The following is a 25,925-nucleotide window of genomic DNA, read 5'->3' as shown; positions in this document are numbered from 1 at the left end:
ATGTACACAAGTACTCGGTATCAGCAATGTGCGAAGTCCTGCAACTACCACGAAGCACCTATTATTACAAGCCTGAGCCTGCCGCTAACGAGGAAGAACAGCAGCTAGAGGATGCGATTCGAGATATCTTTGCAGCTAGTCGAAACAACTACGGTACACGAAAAATAAAGGTGGAATTAGGCAAGCGACCCCTGTTAGCCTCGCGCCGTAAGATCGGTCAGATTATGAAGAAACATGGTTTGGTATCCAATTACACGGTAGCGCAATACAAGCCAGTTAAGAGTGACTCTAATGAGACTGTCGTAAAGAATGTGCTAAAACGTAAATTTGATCAAGATGAGCCATATGCTGTTGTCGTTAGCGATTTAACGTACGTACGAGTAGCCGGTAAATGGCATTACGTATGCTTGTTTGTAGACCTGTTTAATTGTGAAATTATTGGTTGTAGTAGCGGTCCCTATAAGTCAAAAGAGCTTGTTTACAAGGCCATAGCAAGCATCTTGCTGAGGCTAGATCACAATAAAATGTTTCATACAGATCGTGGCAAAGAGTTTGATAACAAGCTCATTTCTGAAGCGTTGACAACGTTTGGTGTTACACGTTCCCTTAGCCGAAAAGGTTGTCCCTACGACAATGCCGTTGCAGAAGCAACATTCAAAATCTTCAAGACGGAATTCGCTAACCACGTGCATTTCCTCACGGAAGAGCAACTGGACGTCGAACTCCATGATTATGTCCATTGGTTCAATTACCATAGGATCCACGGAACACTAGATTATCTGACTCCTGTAGAAGCCATGGGGATGCCCTTATAAAAGTTGTTCAGTTTTGTGTTGACAATCCAGCTTATCCTGACTAAAATCCCATCTAATTCGGTTATCTTCGTTTCAATGAAATCCCCCTCCTTATCTGAATAAAGATTGAATCCCTTTGTGGGAAGATACTTCTCCAAGTTCACACTTCTGGCTCTTCTAATTTTTTCATCTGGGATGTTATATTTGTCCATGTTTCAACCTACTTTCTAGAGTTTTTTGTTTGCCTTGATATTGTTATCAAGTTGAATGGACCTATCCCTACTGGGTACATTTACTACTGTTCTACAAGAATAAAATTTATTAATTACTGCACTTACTCTATAAAAAAGAGCAACTCGATTTATCGAGTTGCTCTTTATCAACCTTCATGTCACTAATTAAGAAGCTCTAATTCGCCTTGTAATGGCTCTTCACACTAGAGCAGTATTATATGCATTGTCCTTACAGAACTCAGCACAAGTTATACTACGCTTTATCATCATTTAATTTGCATTTTACTTTAACTTTGTCATCCGCACTGTATCAGGCATTAGTTTATTAATCGGACTAGCTCGTACATGTTCACGCTTTAGATCATTATTCGTTAATGCAACATATCGCTTGGTCATCGTCAAATCAGAGTGACCTAATGTTTTTTGAAGCGTTAACGCGTTCGCCCCATTTCTTATATATTCAAGAGCAAACGAATGTCTCAGATCATAAGGGCGAATATGAACACCAAGTTCTTTGCTATACTTTTCAAGCCTGTCACCCTACGCATGACAATTAAGTACCTTTACTTCGCATGTACAAAATATTGGAACATCATTTGACCAATGCTTTGGTCTTACTGAGATTAGCTGTCGAATTGCTTTAACAGTTGGTACTGAGATGGGTAATGATCTTGATACCCATGTTTTGGCTTTCTCACTTGTTATATACACTTCCTGTGCATTTGGATTAAAGTCAATTGGTGTTAATGAACATGCTTCTTTAGATCTTATTCCAGTATCTAACGTCAACATTATAAGTGCAAAGTCCCGCAATCCTGAAAAAGTTCTTTTGTCAGGAAGATCGAGTAGTCGTTTCAGAATGTTCTCGTCAATGCTTACAATTCGTCCTTCATCTTATCTCTTCTTAATGGATTTCAATGGGTTGGACTCAATAATGGACTGTTCCTCACACCACTTCAAAAAAGTACGTAAGTAGACCAGGCGATTATTAAATGTACATGGTCTTATGTCATCTTGTCCGAGGTAATGCAGTGTATTGTATTTAAGATTCTCAGGTGATTCAAATGAATCAGGATAATGTTTGAAAAACTGCTTTACTTGCTGATTATAATCAATCTGAGTCTGCTCACTAATTCCTTGCCTTTTTTCAAAATAGAATTGTTCCAAGGCTTCTAACCTTTCTACGGTAATGACGCATTTAATTTGTCTAACTCTGAACATATAAAAAACTCCTTTCTCGACTTGTTTCTGGCAAGTGATGAAAAGGAGTTTATCTTCGCTTGTGAGTTCTATGTACTGTCGTTATTCACTCGCTAGGCACTCAAAACCATTGGCTTTTTGGAACTTATGTATTTCCGTTAAGGAATCCAAAATCCTTATAATACTTAGGTATGCCGAGGACGGGTGTCGAACCCGTACGGTACTCACATACCGCAGAATTTTAACTCCTGTGCGCCTGAAATAACATCTTATCAATCATATCGTTTCCAAAACGTGATGCACAAAGATCAACAATCCTTTTCATATCCCGCCCAGCTTCCCGCCTTGCAGCAGCTGACGTCTCGTCCATTCGTTAGCCACTATGGCATCGCCATCCAAGGAAAGCTGCTCATACAGTCGTCTCCTAAGCACGGCAAGCAGCTCTGCGTGCTCTAACTTCCCGCTCACATTAATCAGTTCGCCAGGATCATTAGTCATATCGTACAGCTCATCTACGTCTGTTAAATTCCAAACGTACTTCCAATCTGCCGTGCGGATCATCCGCTGCGTGTAAAGCCCAAACTGCTGGCCGTTATAAGTGGAAACAACGGCGTCCCGCCAATCGGCAGGCTCCTCCCCAGCCAGCAGTGGCACAAGTGAACGCCCCTGCAAATTCCCAGGATCATGCGTTTGCAGATTGAGAAGCTCCAAAAGCGTCGGCGGCAAATCTAGAAAATTATAGACAAATCGGTCACATCGTCCGCCCACTTCTTCGTCCCCGACGCTCGGCATTCTAACAATGAGCGGCACCCGAACAACATCGTCGTACATGATGTAGTGCTTATCCATCATACCGTGGGAACCGCACATGTCACCGTGATCTGCAGTAAAGATCACAATGGTATTATCCGCCATACCTAACCGCTCCAGCGTCTCCAACACTTGTCCAATTGCATCATCAAGTTGACTAATGATGGCGTAATAACGGGCAACAATCGGCGCCCAGTCCTGCCAATCATAATCGGCAACGCCCCAGCTCTCCAGCTGCTGGCGCTGAATGTACGGCTTTCCGGCAAAGGTATCGCGGAAGCCTGCCCACTCCGGGATGTCCGCAGCAGCATACATCCCTGCAAAAGGAAGCGAAGGTCGGCAGGGCAAGTGGGGATCGCTAAAGTGCAGCGCCATATGCCAAGGTCGACCATCGCCTTGCAGCCGCTCCAGCGTCTCACTTGCACGCGCGGCGAACCAATGCGTCTCTGCGTCCTCTAGCGGGAGCGGACTCTCTTCGCCGAAGAAGCCATGCTCGTATCGGACGTCGTCCGGATGCTTTTGCGAGATAAAATCATGATAGTCAGCTTCGCTGACGTATGAATCGAAACCATAAGCCGCAGGCCCGTGTACCGGATTGACTCCCCATTTGCCCAAATATGCGGTTGCATAACCGCTCTCCGCAAGTGCTCTCGTCCATGTATAGGCTTCCGGCGGCAGTGCTGCCACAGGCAGCGCCCCGCTGTAATTCCATAAAGCGCCGAATGTTTCCGGCCTTCTGCCGCGCAGGAGCGACTGCCTCGCCGGTGCGCAAACCGGCAGTACGGAATAAGCGTGAGAGAAGGAGATTCCCTGTTCAGACAGACGGTCAATGTGCGGTGTGCGAACGGGATATTTACCGCTGAAGCCCACGCAATCCTCTCGCAATTGGTCTGCCGTAATCAGCAGTACGTTAGGTCTCCGCTCTTTCATCGAGTATGGCATGCGCGATCAGCTCCTTTCCTTCCCGTAGCCCCTGTGTACCGGTCCGATATTCGCGCGGCGAGCAGCCGGCATAACGAACAAACAGTCTACTAAAAAACGATGGATCGTCGTAGCCGACCATGGTTGCGATGTAGATGACCTTCTGGTCGGATTCCAGCAGCATCCGCTTCGCCCGTTCAATACGAATTTCGTGCAGCAGGTCGAATACGCTTTTCCCAAACTCCTCACGCACCAACCGGTTCAACTGCCTTGTGCTGACATTAAACAGGCCGGACAGCGCTTGAAGCGTAATTTTTTTGTCAAAATGGCGTTCTAGATAGCCGGAAATCCGTCTGGCCATCATTACTCGTTCCGATTGGCGCGGTGATTTATGAATACGATGGCTTTGCATATAGGCGTAATAGCGAGACAGCAGAACGAGCAGCTCCACCATCTGCAGGCGAATCAACGTCGTGTGGCCAGGGCCGCGGCTGTTGAGCTCACGGATCATATTCTCCAGCAGCGCCAGCACGGACGACGCCTCTTGCCCGTTCAGATTCAAGTAATGGTTGAAACGGACATCCTGCTTCAGGAAGGGATGCACGTAAAAGTAGTCCATCGATGCCGTGATTTCCAGCTCCTGAAGCAGCGCATCGGGAATAAAGGACGGCATAAACAAACAGTTGATGATTTCCATACTCCCGCCACTCTCTACGGAATAAGCATGCGTCTCGCCGGGATTGATAATAAACACATCGCCCGCATGAATGTTGTAATGGTTGCCTTGGAAGATATGGACGCCCTGTCCATGCACCACAAAGACGAGCTCAATGAACTCGTGACCGTGTTCAGAGACAGACGCTTGCACCATCCGATTGATCCAGAACGGGAATTCATCTTTCATGTAACTATTGCTTCCCAGTATATGCCCCATCCTTCATCCCCTCGGTTCGTAATCGGATCAAGATCCGATGGTCTGTTCATGCCGCCCGTCTGTCGCCTGATCGAATCGTTCACGGCGCGGATCCTGAAACCACTCGTCCCACGTCATCCCTGACTCCGCCAAAATCTGCTCAATGCGTCTGCGGAACGGAAGTCCCGCCTCGCGAAGCTGCCGATCCTTCGGATCCTCACGGCCACCAAGCTTCGCCTTCACCCAACTATCCAGCTGCCGTTCCAGCTGATCGGCGAGCTCTGGCTCCCGCTCCGCAAGATTTACTGTCTCTTCTGGATCGGCATCCAGATCATACAGCTCTCTAGGCGGCCTAGTAAAAGGCCCCGCGTCGTACGTGCGGATAAACTTGTAGTGCTCCGTCCGTATGCCGCGCGCCGCTTGCCATGCGCATTCACTAAGGTAGACAGCATCGTGCGTTCCGTCAGCCAAGWTGAGAATAGAAGGCCATAAGCTTCGCCCGTCCATGCCTGGCGGGTCTGCAACCTTCATAAGCTCGATACCTTCTGGCTGCTCGCTGCGTATCGCTTCCAGTATTGTCGGCATGAGGTCAACCTGCTGCACGAGACCTTGCACCCTGCGCCCCTCTGGGATACGACCCGGCCATCGCATAATAATCGGCACATGGACAGTCGGCTCGTATAAGCCGCAGTGATCCCAATAGATGTCGTGCTCCGTCAGACTTTCGCCATGATCGCCAAATAGTATGAGCAGCGTATCCTCTTTGATACCTAACTTCTCCAGATGAGCGTCGAGTTCCTTCAAACGATCATCAAGATAGCGGATTTCTGCATCATATAGCGCGTCGTAGTAAGCGCTGTCGGTCACTGGGCCAACGAGATCGTAATGGTGGTGCTTAAAGAAAGGGTAGGCGGGATGATTGTAAGCCGGTTCCATGCTTCGGTTGTTCGGATCATACGGATCTCGCCCCGCTTCATAAAAGTCTGGAATATAGGATTCCGGCGGCAAATAAGGCGTATGAGCATCCCAGTAATGTAGGAACAAAAAGAACGACTCATCCTTATGCTCCGCCAGCCATGGCATAGCCAGATCGTTGACCGTTCGTCCGTCGATCCAGCGATTGCCGCCAACGCTGTTCGTATAGTAGCGATAGCCGCGGGCAAACCATTCCTTAAGCTGGTACAAATTGTCCACCGCCGATGTCGTGAAGCCCGCGCCGCGCAGCAGGTTTGGCAGCCACGGGGTTGATTTGGGCAGATGCGTCAGCTCTGAGCCATGGGAGACAATCCCTGTCGTGAGCCCTACTTTGCCTGTAAAAATGCCAGTATGCGCCACTTCGGTTGGAATGTCTGCGGCATAAGCTCGCTCGAACAGCACACCTTGCTCGGCAATCTGGTCCAAATATGGGCTTGTCGGCTTCGAATAGCCGTACCCGCTCAGCCTTGATGCACGAAGCGTATCCAGCGATATCAGTATGATCTTCATTGTATGTCTCCTTCGGGTAGTCCGGTATTCCGGTCCTTATTCACCTCTTGGGTTATGCTCGCTGCGCCGCATGCTTGAACCTCATATTGGCATGCAGCCAGCCCATTACGGCTTCGCCGTTATTCTGCAATGAAGCAGTAGCGGTATCGATTATGATGTCGGGCGAGTGCGGTACCTCGAATGGATCGGAAACGCCTGTAAAATGGTGCAATTCCCCGTTTCTCGCTTTAGCATACAAGCCCTTCACATCACGGCGCTCGCATTCCCCGAGCGGGCACTGCACATAAACTTCCACAAATCCGGGCAGCTGCGAACGGGCATAGTCCCGCATTTCCTCATAAGGTGTGATGGCAGAGACGAGCACATCTACGCTATTGCGAGAGAGAAGCTTAGCGACGTAGACGATCCGTTTAATATTTTCCAATCGATCCTCCCGTGAGAATCCAAGTCCTTTACAAATCGTTTCTCTAAGCTCATCGCCATCGAGCAGCTCCACATGCCGCCCTTCCCGCAGCAACTCTGCCGCTATATGCTTGGCCGTCGTCGTCTTGCCTGCTCCCGACAAACCCATGAACCATATAACCGAGCCATGTTGTTTATCCAAGTTGTCCTCTCCTCTCGCCAAGTTCGGTCGCTTATCCGATTGCAGGCACGTCAATGGGCATCCCGCCGGACTGATGCGAGCGAATTGCAGCTTCAATAACTTCCTGTGCGGCAAGCGCATCCGCTCCTGACGCCTCGATCTTCTCCGGCGCATCGCCAGCTTTGACCTGCTCGATGAATCGATTGATCCGATGGGTAAACGTATCATTGAAGCCCTGCATCCCGCCAAACAGCGAGTTGCGTACAACGAGCAGCTCGTCGGAGTGATGCGGATAATATGTCATGCTTTCATACACGTTATCGATAACAAACCGGCCTTCATTACCTGCGACTTCGCAATATTCAATGGGATGCCGCATCGACATGTCGTAGCTGCCGGTCAAGTGGCCAACCGCGCCGGATGCAAACGTCACATTGACGGATGAGGTCGACCAGCTCTGCCGTCCCGGCGCCTTGGTCATGAACGCTTGAACCCGCTTAATATCACCGGCAAAATACCGCATGACATCGATGGAGTGAGGATGCAGAGCACGCATGTGCAGCCATTCCGTATCCTCCTGCGGGTTCTGAATCGTTAGCCGCATATTGACAAAGAGAAGGGAGCCTAGCTTGCCAGCTTCCATCAGCTCTTTCGCTTTGTAAGCAGCCGGCGTAAATCGATGATTCAAATTACAAGCGAGCCGGACGCCCCGTTCCCGGGCGGCAGCAACCAGCGTCCTCGCTTCCTCGATCCGATTAGAAATCGGCTTTTCTACAAGGACGTCCTTGCCAGCATCGATCGCAACCATCGCGGGATCAAAATGATGGCTGCCCTTCTCAACACCCGCTGTCGCTACGACGACTAGATCGATCTGTTCTTTAGCCAGCAGCTCTCTCAGATCGGTATACGCTGGAACGCCATGTTCAAGGCCAGACGCCTTTGCGCGTTCTGGCATCAGATCACAGACAGCCGCAAGCTCCGTATCTGGATGCTGCCGATAAGCACGGCAATRGATTTTCCCAATATGATTGACACCAACGACAGCAACCCGAATCATTTGGATGCCGCCTCCTCCTTGGATTGAAGGGAGCGCGCGCCAATAATATTGCCGATATGCAGTGACTCGTATGCCTGCTCAGACGAGGTGAACGTCTGGCCTTTGCCATGCCAGTTCAGATTCGTATAGATCGGATTCGTACGACCCGTCTGCTCTTCACGTTTTGCAATATGGTCCTCCATCCGCTTCGTAAGCAGTGCCACAACTTCCGACTGCTGCTCCGCCACATTGTTGTTTTCTTCTGGATCTTGGATCAGATTGTACAGCTCTACCTCCGGCTTAAAGTGGAAGTCCGGCTCAAGCGAGCGGATCAGCTTCCATTCCGGTGTGCGCCAGCCGTGCTTGCGCATCCATGTACATTCCGTCAGATACAGCTCGCTTATCCGCTCTGAATCTTCACCCCCAACTGGCTCAAGCAGGCTGCGGCCGTCGAAGGAAATGCCGCTGTCGATGCCAATCAATTGCAGCAGCGTCGGCATAATATCCGAGATGACCGTCACATCCTGAGCCCGTGTTCCCGCAGGCAAACGCCCCGGAAACTTAATAATAAGCGGCACGACAAGCGTACAGTCATAGAGGCCGTGATGATCAAAATAACAGTCGTGCTCATATAGCGTCTCGCCGTGATCCGACGTAATAACGACAAGTGTCTCTTCCTCTAAGCCCAGCGCGTTCAGCTTCTCGAAGATACCTTGGATACAAGCATCCATATAAGCGATTGCTCCATCATATTGGGCGCCAACATAGGCTTCATCAGTTACGCCTTCCGGAATCCATGACTTCAAGAAGTCGGCGAACGGCTTGAAATTATAAACCGGCTCCATGGAGCCGTTGGCTGGGTCCTTCTCATCCTTGCCGTAGAACATCCGCTCGAACGGCGCAGGCGGCAAATAAGGCGAATGCGGATCCATGTGCCGCATGAACAGCAGAAACGGCTTATCCTCTGCCGCCAGCCGCTCCAGCTCTGGAATAGCGACATCGTTTAGATTTTGCGCTTTAGGGGTACGCCCCGACTCGTCAGGCACCCAAGATTCATAATCGAGATATGTTTGGAAACCGCGCGATGATGGATTGCCAGAGAAGCCGACACATGATGTGTTATATCCGTTCTCCGCAAGCAGCTCAGGCAGCGTCTTAACGTGACTGCCAAGCGGTCCTTCGTGGCGCAGCGCTACAACGTCGGTTCCGAACACATCCATACCAGTCAGCATCGATGCATAAGCCGGCGTTGTCGGAATGCCCGGACTGAAATGGTTCTCATATAGAACGCCCTCGGCAGCAATTTTATCTAGATGCGGAGTAGTCAGCCTCGAATAACCATACACACTCATATGATCCCGACGAAGGCTGTCTATGCCGAACAGTAGAATATTGGGTTTCTTATTAGTCATTTTGAAATCCTCCTTTTGGATGAAAATAAAGCTTTTATCGCGCGTTCAGCTGTTTAAGAACCGCATTTAGATAGCCGTACGACTCAGCGGCTACGATGGATACCTGCGCAAGCGTATGCTCAGGTGAAGCACCAATGACCTCAACGACGACCGGTCCGTCGTAACCTCCGTCCACCATCGCTTTGCAGTAGCCATATAGATCGATGTCGCCCCGTCCGCACGCCTGAAGCATGATCGGTCCAGGTCCCTGCTCCCGTCCTTTGCAGTCACGGATATGAACATGCTTTACACGACTAAGCACAGCGGGCAACGCCTTCTCCGCATTTTCGCCGGCACGGTGGATATGGCTCGGGTCCATGTCGATGCCGAACGCCGGGGAGATGATCGACTCCATCGCCCGCAGCGTGGTCGGCGTATTGTGAATGGCATTGCCGACATGAGCTTTGACGCAGAGCGTGATGCCAAACGAAGCCGCTCTCTCTGCCATCCGCGCAAGCCTCTCGATAGATGCCTGCAGGTCTTCTTCGACACCCAGCTTTCCGCCAGGACCAACGTTTACGATTGGAATACCAATTTCAGCGGCAGCTTCGAACGCTGGGAGAAGCCGCTCCTCATTGAGCGATGCAACCTCAGTCGACAGAAACGTCAGGCCGTTTTCCTGCACAATCGCCTGCAGCTCGCTCTTCTGCTGCTTCCAGCGGCTGAGATCCAGATGCTCGCACATGCCTTGAATAGCGGCAATCTCTACACCATCGTAGCCGCAGGCCGCAATATGCTTCGCCGCTTCAGCGAAGTCGAACTCTTTGAACAGTACGGAATTGACACCCAATTTAATCATGTATGAGCCCTCCTGAATAATGGATTAGTAAAACATGTATTAGTTCATGTTCCTGCAATACCTAGATAGAAATCGCAAGCAACAAAATAGCAACTCGCTATCTTAACTGAGATTATTTCAGATAAAACGGATCGCCGTGCAGCGGCGGAAGCGGCTGAGGACGAACGACCTCTCCCCCGCGTTCATACGATTCCTGTACAGCATGCACATACTCCAGCACAGCAAGCGCATCGCGTCCGCTGGCGCGCAGCGCATCCGGAGACACCTTGTTGTCAACATCCTCCAGAAATGCATGCAGACGATGGTTGAAAGTCCGGTTGAAATCATTTGTTCCGAAATCCGTCACTTCAGGCTCAATCGGAACGCTGATCGCTGGAATGCCTTTTTCCGCTTTCCAGAACGACACTTTCTCGACGCAGTTCTCAATGGTGAATGTCCCCTTCGAGCCCCCAACCTCAAGACTCCACCAGCCGCCTAATCCGTATACCGCATCACCACGCTGACTCAATAGATAGCCAACTGCACCGTTTGCGAACTTCATATGGATACTGTTGATGGACACCATAACATCGCCTGCGCTCCGGCGGAAGCCTGGACGGTCGGAGAACGTCTGGATGTGCGTAATATCGCCGCAGAAATGGCGCATTACACTGAATGGGTGGGTCAGGAACGCCCGCATATGGAAGTAAGGGTGGCCTTTCACTTTATCCGAGCTGGCAAGCGCATAGTTGAGCTCGCCGCCGTTGAAGCCCATTTTGGCCAGACAATAAATTACTTCGCCCACCTCTCCGCTCTCCATATATTGCTTCGCCTTCTCCGCCGGCGGCGTGAAGTAATGGTTCAGGTTGCAGCCTAGATACACCTTCTGCTTCTCAGCAAATGCCACCATCTCGCGGCCTTCTCGCACATCGTTGCACAGCGGCTTCTCCACGAGCACGTGCTTTCCGTAAGACATCGCTTCCATCGCCGGTTCAAAATGCCAGCTGCCGTTGTCAATGCCGCCTGTCGTCACATCGATCACCTGAATATCAGGCTCGTTCTCGATCATGTCCTTAAGCGTATAGTACGCCTTTACACCGTGCTTCTCCGCAGCTGCGTCGGCGCGCTCCTTAATGACATCGCATACCGCTACGACATCAGCCAAATCATCCTCCTTGTAACAGTTCGCATGGTTGTTGCCGATCCCGTTCATGCCTACAATTCCGATTTTGACCGCCATATTCAACTTCCTCTCGTCCTCTGAATTGGATAATGAATTTCCTAGATCATATCGATAGCCTAATCGCCAAGCCGTCATAGTTGTAAACGCTTTTATAAGTTCATCATACTGCCAACTTCTGTCCAAATCATGGCGTTTCGGGACAAAAACCTTTCCGATCGAGACTGCTTTTAAAAAAGGGAGGCTCGATTTAGGATGTACATCAGACAGCTGGTATGCTTAGGTCGATCAACGTTCTCACGAAGTGGGATTCGCAGCTACCGATTCACCGCAAGCATCCTAAAAAAACCGCAATCCTAATGACTGCGGCTCTCTGAATGAGGACAAAATCAAATGAAATTCGTTCGTGCTCAAGTACTGCAGTCCATGCATGATTATCCCTTAATAGCGCCTGCTGTCATGCCGGCTACAATTTTTTTGTTGAAGAAAATGAACAGAATAAGCATCGGAATAGAGATCAGAACAATATCGGCAAATAACAAATTCCACGATGTCGTGAACCGGCTCATGAAGTTGTACAGCGTCAATTGCACCGTCGCGTTGGAGGAGCCTGGGAAGAAGTAAAGCGGATTAACGAAGTCATTAAATACGTTTATCGATTCCAGCACAATGATGGTTGAAGTAACGGGCTTTAGCAGAGGAAAAATAATACTAAAGAACAGCCGCCCGCCGCCCGCGCCGTCAATCAATGCGCTCTCATCAATTTCACGCGGCAGCGTTGCCACAAACGCTTTGTACAAAATAGCTGCAAACGGAAAATGCAGCGCAACCTCCACGAAAGTGATGCCTGCCAGCGTCTTGAACAGGCCGATCGAATCGAGTACCCAGATCGTAGGCACGATCGCGGGCGGAATCATCAAACCTGCCAAAACTAGAAAGTTTAAGAAGGAAGAAAAGCGCCCCCCTTCTCTGCGATGCAGTACAAATCCGGCCATCGCGCTGACGATGATCAGTACAGTGATCGATAATACCGTAAGCAGCATGCTGTTATAAAAAGCGCGGACTAGCATATGATCGGCAGCAGTCAACACATCCCTGTAATTTTCCAAAATATGAAATGATTTCGGCCACGACATATTCATAAGTGCAGATTCGGCTTGATTTTTAAAAGAGTTGATAATGACAAAATAAAACGGAATCCAAAAAATGGCGGTGCTGAGCACCAGCGAGAACACGGCAACGATAATCCTCTTAGCTGCGCTGCTTATCCCCCTGTTTTCGCCGCGGTTCAGCGGTTTGCCCACGCCTTTATTCATCATTCGGCTCATTTCGCTGCTCATAAGTGCACCTCACTTTTCGTTAGGTACTTATACAGAGGAAACGCCAGCAGTGACACACCGACAAACAAGATAACGTTGCCCGCAGTTGCTAGGCCATAAAAACCCGCTTGATACTGCTTGTATATAATCGAGGCGATCAGGTCGGTCGTGAAGCCCGGCCCACCCTTCGTCATGGCCCAGATCAGGTCGAAGGAACGGAGCCCTCCGATGAATGAGAGTATGATGACCGAATTCATCGCCGGTCTGCTTAAGGGAACGGTAATATAACGGAATGCGTTCATGCTGCTCCCGCCATCAATTTTGAGCGCTTCGTAATATTCGCCTGGAATGGCTGAAATGCCTGCGATATAAATAACGGTAGCAACGCCGATACCTTTCCATACGTCTACTAAGGCAACAGACAGAAGCGCAATCTTCGTATTGCCAAGCCAATCGGGTCCGTTAATACCAAATACAGCCAGACTTGTATTGATCAGCCCTTGCGAAGGATGCATCATAATCGAGAAGGCGATTCCGACCGCGATCGTGCTAAGCAGCGTTGGGAAGAAAATAACAGAACGCAAATAGTTTTTAAATAAAACGGTAGAGGTGAGGAACGCACCGAGCAAGAGGCCAAGGATGACCTTGAGGCCGCAGGTTACAACCGCATAAATTAACGTGTTCCTGAAGCCGATGCTGAGCGCCGTCTCTGAGAAAAATGTGACATAGTTGTCGAAGCCGATGTAATTCCAATCGGTGAGCGTCCAACGCGTCATACTAAAGAACAGCGATAATACCGTTGGCAGCAAATAAAAGACGAAGTAGATCAGAAATGCGGGAATAAGAAATAAATAAGAGTAAGTCCGAATCGTCAGCTTGGTCATGGCTCTCCCCTTCTTTCCGGAGAAAACGGACTCCGCAGCTTCTTGCGCGGAGCCCCGTCTTCAACTAGAATTCCCGCATGCGGCGGGCGTTCTACCAGCCCGGTAGATTTAACTGCTGCGCTTGTTTCAGTACATCTTTGTCATAATCCTCGGCGCCCTTCTGCGCGGAGGTGATGCCGCTGCCAACAGCGACAGTGAGGTTCTCAAGGTTCGGGCCTTTGACCGGCGATACGAACTCCAGCGCAGGTGCCGTCTTGCCTTCATCGAAGTATTTCTGCATTTCTTTGACACCCTCGTAAGCATCGTCAGGGAGCTCAATTCCTTTAATCACATTGGGGCCTGCCGCTTTGACTTTGGAGGCAAATATGTCTTGGCCTTCCTTAGACACGAAATATTCCGCGAACTTCTTGGCGGCTTCTACTTTCTTGCTGTTCTTGTTGATGTACAGACCGCTCGGCATCCATACCGTCAGTCCGTTGACGTCTGCGCTGTCGCTCGGGATTGGGAAAACGCCGATGTCATTGATCTTATCCGGGCTATTTTGCAAGATGGAATCAAGTGCGCTAGTCAGCATCGGATAGTGTACACCTATACCATCCGCAAGCATTTTCAAAGCAACGTCATACGTTGTAGCTAGGAAGTCCTTATTCATGTAACCTGCTTTAAACGGTTCCTCCGTCTTTTCGAAGCTGCGCAGTGCCGCTGGGGTCGTTGCGTACTTCGCCTTATTGTTCGTGTAATCGTCTGCGAAATTCGGAACCTGCGCCTGCAGGTTGTAGTAATCACCAAGAACAAACAGCTGCGACGTCCAAGTATCCTTGTAGGACGCGATAACAGCGGTTTTGCCCGCAGCTTTGATCTTCTCATTGTTCGCCATGAATTCGGTCCATGTTTGCGGGACGGTTAATCCGAGCTCGCCGTACACCTTCTTGTTGTAAAGTATCGCACCTGCGGAGCTTGATCCGACGGGCGCGCCGTACACCTTGCCATCGACCGTAACGACCGTTTTGAAGGAATCAAGCACGTCCGCCATAAACGATTCATTCGTCAGGTCGAGAAAGTTATCCACCGGATTAACTGCCTTCAGCAGCGAGCCCGTATTATAAACGAGAAGGTCGGACATATCACCTGTTGCTAGGCGCGTCTTGACGAGGTTGTCGCCTTCCGTGCCATCCGGTTTGATGTCATACTCAATGGTGATATTCAGCTTTTTCTCTGCTTCAGTGGCAACAGCCTTGAGCGCTTCGAGCGTTGTGCCTGAATTGCCTACCATCAGCGTTAAGGTCGTTTTCGCTGCAGGTTCGCTTGTAGCATCCGTTTTCCCGTTTGTAGCGCCAGTGTTGTTCTTCGTTGCTGAGGGGGTGTTGTTGCTGCTGCCGCATCCAGCGAGCAGCAGCAAGATCATCATCACGCTTGTCACAAATGCGAGTGTTTTGCTAGTCTTTCTTTTCATCGTTCTGCGGCCTCCCTTTGTAGGCATGGACCTGTGCTCCTTTCGGCAGCCGTCCATCGTTGCCTCTTTTTGCATCACTGATGCTTTAAATTACAATATGATGAATACGCTTCCATAAAGAGCGAGCTTCCGTTCCAAGGGCCCGGGTTCCCTCGTATTTTCAGTCTAAGGGTTTATGTTTTTGATGAATACCTGCTCATTTGCTATTTTAAGGGGGGAATTTTTCCTTTTCACTACAGGAAGTGGTTCGGGCGAAGAAACATCCAGCTTGCGAGATTGCATCGCCCGCATGTCGTCTAACTGCTTGCTAGTAATTGGATCATTCGCTCAATTTGCGTTTTGCGAAGGCGGTCGGTGTTTCGCCTGTTATTCTCTTAAACAAATGAGAGAAATGTTTGGCATCCTCGTAACCTACCAGCTCACCGACTTCAGAAGGACGCGACGTGCCGTCGGCTAGCAGATCCTTTGCTTTGCTGATCCGGTACCCGCTCACATAATCGGAGAAGGTGTAGCCCGTTTGGCTTTTGAACAATCTGGATAAATGTCCAAGACTGACATGATGATCAGAAGCAAACTGCTGAAGGGAAAGGTCGCCTTGATAGTTGGCATGAATCCAGTTCATCAACACCGGAATGAGCCCTTTTGGTTTCTGTTCCTTTGATGTGTGTGTCCCTGCAATCCCGAATACTGCTGCCGTAAGCCATTCCTTGATTGGCTCATAGTCGGTCACTTCGTGCAGCAAGCTCATATCCTCCTGCAGTAGAATCAATGATTCTGCTTGCAAATTGAACTTCAACGAATAGAACAAATCGCTAGCAAACTGCACCAGCTGCTTTTGGGTGACCTCTTTGTACTGAAGACCCTTGACGATACGCGATATCGTATCTCGTCCTCTTGCCATCTCGCCCGCTTTAACCTGTGCTTGCAGTGCACGCGCCTTTACCCATATTTCGGAAATATCAGGCGCAGCCAGCTTCATATCCGGTGATGCCAAGGTCGGCTCGCCGATTCGCAAATGCTCTTCAAGCTGCTTGCCAAGGCGGATGAAGCTGCGATTCAGACTCTCGTTCTCTTTCTTTATTGTGAAGCTCACATGGAGAAGAATGCCATGGGTGTTCACATACTCGAAGAGCGATTGAAGCTTTGTCTTTAGCGACTGCGTAAATGCTTCATTCCCAGCGGGCAGCAGCAGAACTCTGCGGCGGCCGTCAATCGTAATGCAATGACTATCCCGCTCCTTGTTCAAGACGCTCCCGAAATGCGAGAGAATATCCGATGCCTCAAGCCCGGCATCCTTCCAAGTAAGCGGCGATGCCCAGTTCTCCAGAAGCAGCAGCACCATGAACAAACGCTGCTGCTCAGATTCGGTTGGCTTAACATGCTCCATCGCATCCGCCGCCATCAGCCGCTGGAGAAGTGACCACGCAACAAGGTCGCTCCGGCTGCGTGACTCGTCTTCAATACGCGCAAGCAAGCGGTCAACCGCCTTGTAAAGCGTCTCTTTCTTAACTGGCTTCAGCAAATAGTCCGTCACGCCAGTTTGCATTCCCCGCTGTGCATAAGCAAAATCGTCATGGACACTGAGAATAATACCTTTGACGTCAGGATGATTGCGGCCAAGCTCGGTCAGCAGCTCCACACCGTCAATGCCCGGCATTGTAATGTCGGTCAACACGAGATGTGGGACTACGGATTTCGCTGCTTCCAGCGCATCTTCCCCGTTCTCAAACGCAAGCACACGATGCTGCGGCTCGTAACGTTTAAAGAGGGCCTCGAGCTCCGCAAGCGCCCACCGCTCGTCTTCTACCAAAAATATATTCATCAGTCGGCCTCTCCCTTCACCTTGACGAATCGTTCATACGGGAACGTCAACCTAACCGTCGTTCCACGGCCTGGGGAACTTATCAGCTCTACTCCATATTTAACACCATGAAACAGCTTGATTCGCTGCGCGATATTGGACAGGCCTATCCCCTGCCCCTCCTCGTCGTAAGCGTCCACCGCCTGTACTCTCTCCAACCTTCGGCGCAGCATGTGGATTCGTTCCTCTTCAATACCACAGCCGTTGTCGGACACTTCGATAATCAGTTCACTGCCAAGCCTCTTAACAGCGATGTCGATTCGACCTCCTGATTTGACCTTGCTCAGTCCGTGAACGATTGCGTTCTCAATTAGCGGCTGAACGGTAAGCTTCAGCACCGATGCTTGCTGCAGCGCCTCCGGTACATCCATATTGAACTCAAATCGATTGCCGAATCGATGCTGCTGAATATTCATGTAATTGCTTATATGCTCCATCTCGACGCGCAGCGGGATAGGATGATGAAGATTTGTCATGCTGTATTTGAACAGCTCGGCCAATGATTCTGCCATCTCTGCAACCTCTTCGATGCCTCGAACCCGACTGATAGACTTCATAATGTTAAGCGTGTTATACAAAAAATGAGGGTTGATCTGCGCCTGCAGTGCCGATAGCTGCGCATTCTTCTCCGCCAGTTTGGATGTATACACTTCGCTAATTAAGCGTGTAATACTTTCCAGCATGTTGTTGTAGATACGGCTCAGACGGCCGATCTCATTGTTGCCGGTCACCTCCATTCTCTGGCTCAAATCCCCTTGCTCGACACGCGTCATCTTTTTCATTAAATTACGGAGCGGAAGCGTCATCTGATAAGACAGCATATAGGACACGAACGCAATCAGCCCCATCGCGAGCAGGCCAACGAGAAAAAGAATATAACTAGAATGTTTCTGCTTGGACAGCAGAAATTCGTTCGGAATTAGAATTAACGTATTCCATTTCGTATAGGAGGATTTCGACGTTGTATAAATATAGCTCACGCCGTTCCACACCACCTCATTCGATTCATGATTGCCTTGGAAGATGGATAGATTAATTCCAGTGTCATTGCTGCCCGTCAGCTCATTCCTGTCGTCATAGACGACGCTGCCTTCATCGGTAATGATGAACGCTCTCATATTCCGTTCAACGTCGTTGCTGTCGGAATTGACGAGCATGTCCTTGATGACATTCACATTAATATTAATTTTCATATAGCCTAAAACATCAAGGTATGGAATGCGGCTGATGTTCCGTACGAAGGATATCACCTGAGCTTCACGATCACCGCCCGTATTCTCCGTTGTGACGGGCAGAAGCAGAAATTTGACTCCGGGCATATCCAGTCGATTCTGATACCAGCTCTCGCTTTGAAGATTGAAGCTTATTTTAGGTCCCCCCGCCTTCGATACAAAATAAGCGATGTCGTCCGTGGTGAAAATATAAATGCTCTGGAGCTGTGGGCGCGGCTGAAGATGGGTGAACAGTCTATTGTTGATCGTCAGTTCAATTTGATTCTGCGTGACGGAGTCCGGGATGCCGTAATGATCAATTAAACTTTCTTGAATAATTGGATCGCCAATAATAGACACGGAGAGCTTCTCCATATCCTGAATATACAGCTCAAAGGTTCGGCTGAACTGCCGAGAAATCGTGTCCGAAAGCGCTAACGTTTGATTTTTGATATCGTTTACATTTTTATAGTAGAAAATAATACAGGTCAGCATGACGATGAACAGCGATACCGCGGAGAAGACGATGAACATTTTACTCTTCAGCAAGTAGTCGTTCCAATTTTTCATCATGGCTTCTCCTTATATAAAGATGTTTCCTCTTATTTTTGCATGAGGACTCTGTGATGGAAAAAACCATTCACAAACTAATGGAATGATGTATGCGCTGAGCGTCCCGTTAAACATAGTGATGGAAACCCTCAGCGTGACTAGCGATGCGCCTTCCTTCCGCTTGTAAACAACATCAAATTAGTTACGATATTTGCACTTTTCTAGAGTAATAAACAGATAGCAAATTATACTGAATATGCAGTAATACAGGAATGAATATGGAGTGTGTGATGTCTGCAATGATTCCAAATATGATCCCGCCTATGAAAGCAAAGAACATAAACCTTACACTTAATTTGTTTAATGTATAGTATTGCAAATGCGAGAGTGCAAATAATAAGGAGGAAATGAGGACTGGGAGTGTGACCGGAAGATAAAATAGTTCATAGGATGATGCCATTGGGAACGCTTGGTTCAGGATCGGAAGCATTAGGCCTCTAAATATGATTTCTTCGATAATCGGATACGCAATAATAAAATTAATCCTATTAAATTTACTTTCCGGATGATATCCAGAGTGTCGTGAGACGATTACATTCGCAATGAATACAACAACTGTCAACGATAATACCTTTGTAAAATTAATAGGCAGATTAAAAACATAATTCCCCTCATAAAAACAAGCTGCTGCGATTGCGAAAAATCCCCATACATATACGGTATTTCTTTTGAAATGATTAAATTTCTCATTCGTTAAAGCCTTTGTAATGATGAACTCTAATATTTTTAAAGAACAGGTCAGCAATATCGCTAATCCTAATGAAACAAACCACTTATCCATTAATGTGTAAATTGGTAATCACCTCTTTGAAAACTCTCTACGCCTATTTTCGACACGCATGCTAGTTTACCTTCCATGATTCTATTTGAGATGAATAAATAATCAACTTATTATTCCTTTTATTTAGCCTTTAAACAATAAAAAAAGCCGCCCTTAGGCAGGGCAGCTGCTCTTGCTTATTTCAAACCCCATAATGCTGGCACATTCGATGGTTCCCAGCCAGCTAATGACGTATGAGGCTGAATACAATAATAGGTTTTGCCTCCGTAAGTAACGAGGTCGTTTGCTTTGTAGCTTACATTAGGTGCCCAAGCACTTACCGTTCCACCGTTAGCATCAGTCGTAGCGGCAACTGATGTGCCGCTCGAAACATTGCTCGCGGCATCTTTCGCCACTACAGTAAATGTATAAGCCGTACTTGCAGCAAGACCGCTAATTGTCGTGCTTGTTCCCGTGACGTTCACGCTTGTAGAACCATAAGTCACGGTATAACCCGTCACGCCAACGTTGTCAGTAGATGCCGTCCATGAAAGACTTACGCTGGAGGATGTTTTGCCCGTGACTTGAAGATTCGTTGGCGCTGTTGGCGGGGTTGTGTCTCCCGCAGGTGGATTCGTCGTTACCGAAAGCGCATTGCTCGCTCCCGAAATGTTGCCAGCCGCATCCTTCGCTTTCACAGTAAACGTGTAGGCTGTATTAGCAGCAAGCCCACTAATTGTCGTGCTTGTTCCCGTGACGTTTACGCTTGTAGAACCATAAGTCACGGTATAACCCGTCACGCCAACGTTGTCAGTGGACGCACCCCAAGCTAATGTTACACTATTTGATGTTTTTGCAGTGGATTGAAGGTTGCCCGGTACTGATGGCGCAATGATATCTGCACTACCGGATCCTGCCAAATCGCTCGCCAGCTTGTTTAATAGAACTTTGTTTCGGTCACCGCTAAACTCCCAGAACATGGCACCGCCAAGCCCTTTGCTTTGAATGAAGGCTGTCTTGTGCCCGAGTGATTCTGTATCATCGTAGGAGATAAAAGTACGTTTAACAGCGTTGTATAAGTAAGGTACTTTCGCTGTATCATTCCAATAACGTGTGTAGCCGTTTTTATTAATGTAGTTGTTTTCGAGATCTGTATAATCAAATAATCCCGCTTCCCATGTACCTGCAGGCACGCCAGAGCAGCTTTGATACTGCCCATTACCGGTCGCTGCGCAATTGGCCCAGCCCCGACCATAGAAAGGAACTCCCAACACAATTTTACTAGCTGGAACACCAGCATCCAAGTGCCCTTGCACGCCAGACGCACTGTTATACGTCGCCGCGTTTGGAACGCCCGCCGCTGCTGCTGCAGGATCATAATTTAGCGGAGCATTATGGGCGCTTACGGTTTGCCAGCCACCGTTGAAATCATATGTCATAATGTTGATCCAATCGACAATCGCAGCAATATTACCTAACTCGGTATTTTGTGCATACGTCGGACTTGCACCTGAGGCTATCGTCAGCAGATACGTTTTGCCATCCGCCGTACCCGCAGCATTAAGCTTCTCGCGAATCTTCTGAAGCAGCAGCGTATAGTTTTGCTTATCAGCAGCCCTTACGCTATTGCCAGCTAACCCTCCGCTCACCGGATATTCCCAGTCGAGATCAACGCCATCGAATTGATATTTTCGCAGGAAGTCTACTGCTGAATTAGCGAATGTCTCCCTTGTGGCTGCACTGGCCGCAACATCGGAGAATCGGTTCGACCAACTCCATCCGCCTACAGAGATAATTGTTTTTAAATGAGGATTAGCTTGCTTCTGCTTAATCAGCTGCCCAATATTTCCCTTTATCGGCTTATCCCACGTATCCCCCGGGAACGCTTTCCCTGTGTCGATCCAAGGATCGCCTAATACGATTGTCCCATTTGGCACGTTAATCGTACCCACTTCGTCCTGACAAGCCCATGTCACAGGATTAGGCCCTGTCGGATCTGAATTTCCGTGAATGCCATTCCAACAAATATCTGCAAACGCATAGTTAATATGAGTCACCTTGCTAACATCCATATCCATGACATTGTAATTTCTGCCATAGGCACCCCAAGAGGGATAATACCCAATTATCTTTGAATTTGAAGCTGCTTCTACCTTCTGTCCACCAAATGCTAGGGAGTAAAACAATGAGAGGATGAGAAAAGCAACCAACAGGATAACACTACTTTTTCGTACCGATGCTCCGCCTAGTACCATTTCTTAAATACACCTCTTCCTTCAATTTTGAAATCGCTTTCAATAAGTGAATATCAAATAGACTCTGCTCAGTCACCTCCTAAAGTAAGGATAAAAACAAAGGAAAACCGTCACATCATAGTTCTGCTAAGTCGTTTGAACAAGAGAAAAGAAGATTGCACAAAGAAGATCGGGGGGGGGAAAGCGGTGTAAAGCGAGTATCTGATATGTTTCTCCCTTTATTGTACGAGGTGTCTCCATAACCAAAAAGAAGGTTGATTATGTTATTAAGGGATAAATATCTCTTATTCTTTGAAAATGGGTTTTTATTTCAACTTCATAGGAAACGGAATCGTTTAATATTATCCTTCTATTGCCATTTGTACCCTCTGAGTTAATTATTAGCTAAAGGTATCTCAGCACAAAAAAACACGCTAAACTATAGCGTGTTTAACATAAATGCCCTGTGAAGCTTTCGAAAACCCTACCTAGTGAAACGCTTAATACGTTTTATTCCATACTTTTCAATGATTCAATCATATTAATTTGAGAAACTTTTCGCCGAAGCAGTAAATTAGAAAGTGTAGTAAGCAAGAACGCAAGCAGGATAGAAACTAACAGGATCGTTATGTTTAATTTATCTGGAATTTGCTGATGGGGACTCGACAATGCCTGAACAATAATGGTGTAGATATAGCCGCTGATCGGTAACGCTACAATGACCGCAAAGGCGGTTAAAATGATATTTTCGGAAAAGATAAGCCGGTTTATTTTATTTTTTTGATAGCCTAATACCTTTAGTGTTGCAAGCTCACGAATCCTTTCATAAATGTTAATGGAAGATATCGTATAGATAGCCCCAAAGGAGAGTATGACCGCACAAATGATAAACATAATGAATACAAAACTATTTTGCCTCAAAATATATTGCGCGGATTTCTTTAGATCATCCTTATCTGCAATGGTGTCTACACGTTGATCCTGCTCAAAGAAATTACGAACGCTTATCAGATCCGCCGAGCTGTTCGCTTTAACTAAAACCGAGGTTGGGCGATAGTCTATGCCTAAACTATTCATATATTCGGGCGTGCTATAAAACGAAGGATTCGAATACTGGTTAGATATTTTTAATACCTTCATGTTCACTGATTTTTGGTTGAGCTCTGGTGCTGTAAATTCCATTTGAATCGTATCGCCTTCTGCAATTTGATACCTGTCAGCGTAAGATTTGGGGATTAGTACACCATTGTTTTCTAAACGTATTTTTTTATCATTTTCATCAAAGAAATGAATAAGGTCGTTTTCTTTTTCCGTAACCACTAATGTGGCATTTTCTTTGACATCCTCTTTTATAATGGCAACAGGGAAGGTGGATAATCCATGGCTTTTTGCAATATTTGAAGGGAGATTAATTGAATCAAAAGATGTTCCTATTGCATAATCGACTCTCAAATCATAGGTATACACCTCTTCAACTTGATCAGCCACCTTCACCAATGACATTTGTGTGCCAAATGCAGTGATCAATAAAACAGTGCTTACAACAACACCAACGGAGCTCGCTAAAGCTTTTTGTTTATTTAAAAATATATTTCTCAAAATGAGCTTATGGCTATAGGAAATTCGGCTCCAAATACCCGGAATTTTTTCAATGAGCAGCTTCTTCATCTTCTTTGGCGGTTTAGGGCGCATCGCCTGGGCTGCACGTTCATTTAATATCGTTCTGCCACTAAAGTAACATGACAGGATTCCAAATGCGCTTGAGAAAATAATAGGAGGAATAATAGAAAATAATGAAAGTRTAAATGAAATGTCAGGCATAGAGTAAGCTCTAGCATTCGACGCCGTAATTAATGGAATAAATACAATAGCGGATATGATATAGCCAAGGATAGAACCTATGATGCTTGCCAGCACAGGATACCCCATATAATGAAGCATAATATTTCTGTTTTTTACACCTAATGCTTTCATAATACCTACTTGGTTTCTTTGTGAATCTATAATTCTCGACATCGTAAGGAACAGAATAACCGCTTCAATTAAAAAGAGAACGAGAGGTATAACCTTACTCATCAATTTATTATTATGTATCGTTTGATTTAATTGAGAGTAATTGAAAGAGCGTTCTTTAGTTTCTTGAGTTAAATAAGGGAGTTGTTTGGATTGAACCTCAATGGTTTGACCTATTTTATCAATATCGTAACCCTCTTGAGCCTCAATCATGACTTCATTATAGTAAAAGCCGTCTGCGATTGCAGGAATTGTCTCTTCGCCAATATAAGCGATTCCGCTGGTTTTATGGTCCTGCGTTTCGTTCTTTTTAGTATGTTCAACATTCTCAATCAAGCCGCTAATTGTAAAATTAAAGCTTCTTCCATTCCTGCTAATACTGATTGTGTCACCTAGTTGAAAATGATGTTCTTTGGCATAAGCGGAATCTATTACGATTTCATCCTGTTTTGACGGGATATTGCCCATAATGATCGTAGGCGTATTTATTTCATTTTTTTCAGGAATGGAATGGATTTTTAATGTAGCTTTATAATCTTCAAAAGCTTGCGTGGCATCAAAGCTATACCGTCCTTCTATTTTATGAATACCTGCAATCTCGCTTAGACGAGCCACATCATCGCTTGAAATTTGGCTGTAGTATACATTTAAGTCGCTTAAATGATGTTCTTTAAAATAAACCTTCGTATACGCGCCAAGATTGTCGCTCAAAGTTACAAGCCCCGTGTAGAAGAAAGCTCCTACTGCGATAACCAAAACAAAAGCTATAAATTGTCCTATCGATTGTTTGATATCCCTTAATGACTTTAAAAATAATTTCATAATTACCATTCAATCCCTTCAACACTTTGTTTTTCCTGATTTATTGTGATGCTCTCTATCATTCCGCTTTTAACCTTTATGACTTTATCAGCCATAGGAGCAATCGCAGAGTTATGCGTGACCACAACAACGCATTTTTTCGTATCTTTGTTCAAATCTTGAAGAAGCTTCAAGACAGACTTGCCCGTTACATAATCCAAAGCTCCGGTGGGCTCATCACAAAGCAATAGTAAAGGGTTTTTGGCAACCGCTCTCGCGATAGCAACTCTTTGCTGTTCCCCTCCAGATAACTGGGAAGGGAAGTTTTTGATTCGGTCTTTTAATCCCACTTTATGTAAAATATCTTTAGCATCCAAATGGTTTTTACATACTTCCGTCGCAAATTCAACATTCTCCAGCGTGTTTAAATTCGGAATCAAATTATAAAATTGAAATACAAAACCTACTTTCTCACCACGGTATTCTGTTAATTTTTTTTCGCCTAATCTTGTGATTTCATGGTCACCAACAAACACTTGACCTGAAGTAGCTGTATCCATACCGCCAAGTATGTTCAATATTGTACTTTTACCGGCACCGCTTGCACCTAAAATGACAACGAATTCCCCTTCTGATATGGAAAAATCAACACCCGCTAGCGCCTTAATCGTCACTTCACCTATGTTGTATTCTTTGGTTACATTTTTGAAATCGATTAACTTTTTCACTAACTTCATCTCCTCGTATCCTATTTTTTAGAACATGGTTTGTTGTTTCACCGGTTAACTTATGGAGGCAACGCCCCATTGCTGCACTATTTTTCCATCATATACCATCCAAAAGAAATGACCTTCCCTCAGTCGATGTATTTTGCGCTCGGTCTCCAGAAGGAGTTTGATCGATCTATTGTCATGGTATCGCCAACAAAATCTGATGATAGCCCCTCAATTATGATTGTTAACTCCACTTGCTCACAAAAAAAGGAGCAGCCTGTAATAGGCTACTCCTCTTGAATAATACCTTTTCACTTAAGCTTCAGCTCAATTTCTTAATCAGTTTCTCCACTCGTTTTCGTTTTGTATCCTTTTCAATATCGCCCAGTCGTGAGGAAAGCGTCTTTATGAAAAGGGCTTTGTTATTATCGTTAACGATGGCTATTGCATTCTCCGCATACATTGGAAGCTGATTGGTCGGACATTTCTTAAGCTGTTCGATGAGTAATGTGAATGCATGATCCGCATATGGTTTGATCGAACAAAGTTTAATCAAAATATTTACTCCGTGATCTTTGGTGATTACCGAACCTTTGTCCGTAATATCAACAATTTTTTCTAGTGCTAAATATATAACTTCCGGATTTTCAAGAGTTATTGCATCTAGTGCTGTCATAGCC

General features: G+C 46.9%; 20 protein-coding genes and 1 pseudogene. 1 reads left to right on the top strand and 20 read right to left on the bottom strand.

The window, feature by feature from the left end:
- On the top strand, nucleotides 1-815 hold an 815-nt coding region (locus AB4Z17_RS19075), incomplete at its 5' end, for an IS3 family transposase (protein WP_441961397.1).
- A gap of 494 nt (nucleotides 816-1,309) precedes the next feature.
- On the opposite strand, the pseudogene AB4Z17_RS19070 reads toward AB4Z17_RS19075, so the two are convergent.
- The 20 genes and pseudogenes from AB4Z17_RS19070 to AB4Z17_RS18975 form a co-directional block, all read right to left on the bottom strand.
- Nucleotides 1,310-1,888 (bottom strand): annotated as a pseudogene (locus AB4Z17_RS19070) (tyrosine-type recombinase/integrase).
- A gap of 33 nt (nucleotides 1,889-1,921) precedes the next feature.
- Nucleotides 1,922-2,248 (bottom strand): hypothetical protein, encoded by a 327-nt coding sequence (locus AB4Z17_RS19065; RefSeq protein ID WP_441961395.1) that lies wholly within the window; start codon nucleotides 2,246-2,248, stop codon nucleotides 1,922-1,924.
- A gap of 300 nt (nucleotides 2,249-2,548) precedes the next feature.
- Entirely contained in the window at nucleotides 2,549-3,979 is a 1,431-nt protein-coding gene (locus AB4Z17_RS19060) for a sulfatase-like hydrolase/transferase (protein ID WP_441961393.1), read from the bottom strand.
- On the bottom strand, nucleotides 3,948-4,862 hold the full coding sequence (locus AB4Z17_RS19055) for a helix-turn-helix domain-containing protein (RefSeq protein WP_441961391.1): 915 nt from the start codon (nucleotides 4,860-4,862) through the stop codon (nucleotides 3,948-3,950). Before AB4Z17_RS19055 ends, AB4Z17_RS19060 begins: the two co-directional genes overlap by 32 nt.
- A gap of 57 nt (nucleotides 4,863-4,919) precedes the next feature.
- Complete coding sequence (locus tag AB4Z17_RS19050; RefSeq protein WP_441961389.1) at nucleotides 4,920-6,356, bottom strand: sulfatase; 1,437 nt, start codon at nucleotides 6,354-6,356, stop codon at nucleotides 4,920-4,922.
- Nucleotides 6,357-6,408: 52 nt separating this feature from the next.
- On the bottom strand, nucleotides 6,409-6,960 hold the full coding sequence (gene cysC / locus AB4Z17_RS19045; RefSeq protein ID WP_076269504.1) for an adenylyl-sulfate kinase: 552 nt from the start codon (nucleotides 6,958-6,960) through the stop codon (nucleotides 6,409-6,411).
- Nucleotides 6,961-6,991: 31 nt separating this feature from the next.
- Nucleotides 6,992-7,996, bottom strand: a complete 1,005-nt coding sequence (locus AB4Z17_RS19040) for a Gfo/Idh/MocA family protein (protein WP_441961387.1) — start codon at nucleotides 7,994-7,996, stop codon at nucleotides 6,992-6,994.
- The gene (locus AB4Z17_RS19035) at nucleotides 7,993-9,387 is read right to left on the bottom strand and encodes a sulfatase family protein (RefSeq protein ID WP_441961385.1); all 1,395 of its coding nucleotides are present in this window, start codon (nucleotides 9,385-9,387) and stop codon (nucleotides 7,993-7,995) included. The genes AB4Z17_RS19040 and AB4Z17_RS19035 overlap by 4 nt, the downstream gene beginning before the upstream one ends.
- Before the next feature lie 34 nt (nucleotides 9,388-9,421).
- Nucleotides 9,422-10,225, bottom strand: a complete 804-nt coding sequence (locus AB4Z17_RS19030) for a sugar phosphate isomerase/epimerase family protein (protein ID WP_441961383.1) — start codon at nucleotides 10,223-10,225, stop codon at nucleotides 9,422-9,424.
- A gap of 112 nt (nucleotides 10,226-10,337) precedes the next feature.
- Nucleotides 10,338-11,570 carry a Gfo/Idh/MocA family protein gene (locus tag AB4Z17_RS19025; RefSeq protein ID WP_441961381.1) on the bottom strand — a complete coding sequence of 411 codons (1,233 nt, stop codon included), beginning with the start codon at nucleotides 11,568-11,570 and terminating at the stop codon, nucleotides 10,338-10,340.
- Between the two features lie 248 nt (nucleotides 11,571-11,818).
- Complete coding sequence (locus AB4Z17_RS19020) at nucleotides 11,819-12,724, bottom strand: carbohydrate ABC transporter permease (protein ID WP_441961379.1); 906 nt, start codon at nucleotides 12,722-12,724, stop codon at nucleotides 11,819-11,821.
- Nucleotides 12,721-13,587: a carbohydrate ABC transporter permease gene (locus AB4Z17_RS19015; protein WP_076269499.1), complete on the bottom strand. Its 867-nt coding sequence runs from the start codon at nucleotides 13,585-13,587 to the stop codon at nucleotides 12,721-12,723. Before AB4Z17_RS19015 ends, AB4Z17_RS19020 begins: the two co-directional genes overlap by 4 nt.
- Before the next feature lie 91 nt (nucleotides 13,588-13,678).
- Entirely contained in the window at nucleotides 13,679-15,040 is a 1,362-nt protein-coding gene (locus AB4Z17_RS19010; protein WP_441961377.1) for an ABC transporter substrate-binding protein, read from the bottom strand.
- Between the two features lie 319 nt (nucleotides 15,041-15,359).
- Nucleotides 15,360-16,862, bottom strand: coding sequence for a response regulator transcription factor (locus tag AB4Z17_RS19005; protein ID WP_441961375.1), 1,503 nt, complete (start codon nucleotides 16,860-16,862; stop codon nucleotides 15,360-15,362).
- Nucleotides 16,862-18,685, bottom strand: coding sequence for a sensor histidine kinase (locus AB4Z17_RS19000; RefSeq protein WP_441961373.1), 1,824 nt, complete (start codon nucleotides 18,683-18,685; stop codon nucleotides 16,862-16,864). Before AB4Z17_RS19000 ends, AB4Z17_RS19005 begins: the two co-directional genes overlap by 1 nt.
- A 181-nt stretch (nucleotides 18,686-18,866) precedes the next feature.
- Nucleotides 18,867-19,505, bottom strand: coding sequence for a CPBP family glutamic-type intramembrane protease (locus AB4Z17_RS18995; RefSeq protein ID WP_441961371.1), 639 nt, complete (start codon nucleotides 19,503-19,505; stop codon nucleotides 18,867-18,869).
- A gap of 176 nt (nucleotides 19,506-19,681) precedes the next feature.
- Complete coding sequence (locus AB4Z17_RS18990) at nucleotides 19,682-21,739, bottom strand: glycosyl hydrolase family 18 protein (RefSeq protein WP_441961369.1); 2,058 nt, start codon at nucleotides 21,737-21,739, stop codon at nucleotides 19,682-19,684.
- Nucleotides 21,740-22,228: 489 nt separating this feature from the next.
- Nucleotides 22,229-24,553 (bottom strand): ABC transporter permease, encoded by a 2,325-nt coding sequence (locus tag AB4Z17_RS18985; RefSeq protein WP_441961367.1) that lies wholly within the window; start codon nucleotides 24,551-24,553, stop codon nucleotides 22,229-22,231.
- A gap of 2 nt (nucleotides 24,554-24,555) precedes the next feature.
- Complete coding sequence (locus AB4Z17_RS18980; RefSeq protein ID WP_441961366.1) at nucleotides 24,556-25,260, bottom strand: ABC transporter ATP-binding protein; 705 nt, start codon at nucleotides 25,258-25,260, stop codon at nucleotides 24,556-24,558.
- A gap of 307 nt (nucleotides 25,261-25,567) precedes the next feature.
- A partial coding sequence (locus AB4Z17_RS18975) for a hypothetical protein (RefSeq protein ID WP_441961364.1) occupies nucleotides 25,568-25,925 on the bottom strand: 358 nt, incomplete at its 5' end.

The organism is Paenibacillus sp. TAF43_2, from assembly GCF_052113545.1.
Classification (GTDB): Bacteria; Bacillota; Bacilli; order Paenibacillales; family Paenibacillaceae; genus Pristimantibacillus.
Note: the sequence above shows the minus strand (reverse complement) of the source record. Positions and strands in the feature narration are given on the sequence as shown.